Below are 844 nucleotides of genomic sequence, written 5' to 3'. Positions count from 1 at the left end.
GGCAAGGATCGCACGGGGCTATTTAGCACGCGCATTCCCAGCGTTATCACTCCAGAGACGGGACGTACTCTGGCGAACTGGGCCAAGTCCGGCGATGAGCCCGTCGGTTCGCGTGGCTGGGTCGCGCGTCGAGCTGCGGCCATTCGCGATGCGAAGTCGATTGATGAGCTGCGCGAAGTTTTCCAGAAGACTAACACTCAGGGTGCGTCGCTGCTGACGGTTGAGCAGCGCAACATCCTGATCGCGGCGAAGGATGCTGCGAAGGCGCGGCTGCAGCCGCAGGGCAGCTAGCACTGCGCAAGCAACTTTCACTTGCTTCTTTTCCGAAGCTGATGTAAACTGAAACGGCCACCACACTACCACAGAGGAATCGTACACATGAGCAATCCGATCACGCTACCCACTCTTGCCGAAGGCGCCTCGCTGAAGCTTGTCGATCCGCGCCCGTCCGCTGACGCCCCCTTCATCACGAGGAAGGGTCGCCCCGTCGATGCCGTCTGCGTTGACAGCGCCATCATTGAGACGGGCAAGGGCACCCCGGCGGTGCGTCTGCTGTTCGTCGTCGTTGACGGACAGGATCACGCCGATCAGCCGGTCAAGGGTCAGAACATCATCGCCGACAAGTACCTGACTCCGGGCGGCGCCCCGTACACCTTCGCCGATCTGCGCCTCATGGGTTGGAGCGTTGAAGAGGGCAAAGAGATCGAGGCACTCGGCCCGATCGCCGAGGGCAACGTCACCGCGGCTGGCATCGGCAACAAGCTGGTGCGCATCGACCTCAAGGAAGAGCCTTTCAACAACGCGACCACCGTGCGCGTCGCAGGCATCAGCCAGCCGCCGCAGA

2 protein-coding genes are annotated in these 844 nt (G+C 62.2%); both read left to right on the top strand.

What is annotated here, in order from left to right; translation table 11 throughout:
• The coding region (locus tag AAFM29_RS17970; protein WP_341714069.1) for a hypothetical protein at window positions 1-291 on the top strand (291 nt) is incomplete at its 5' end.
• Between the two features lie 87 nt (window positions 292-378).
• The coding region (locus tag AAFM29_RS17965) for a hypothetical protein (protein WP_341714068.1) at window positions 379-844 on the top strand (466 nt) is incomplete at its 3' end.

This window comes from Erythrobacter sp. (assembly GCF_038133525.1).
Classification (GTDB): Bacteria; Pseudomonadota; Alphaproteobacteria; order Sphingomonadales; family Sphingomonadaceae; genus Qipengyuania.
Note: the sequence above shows the minus strand (reverse complement) of the source record. Positions and strands in the feature narration are given on the sequence as shown.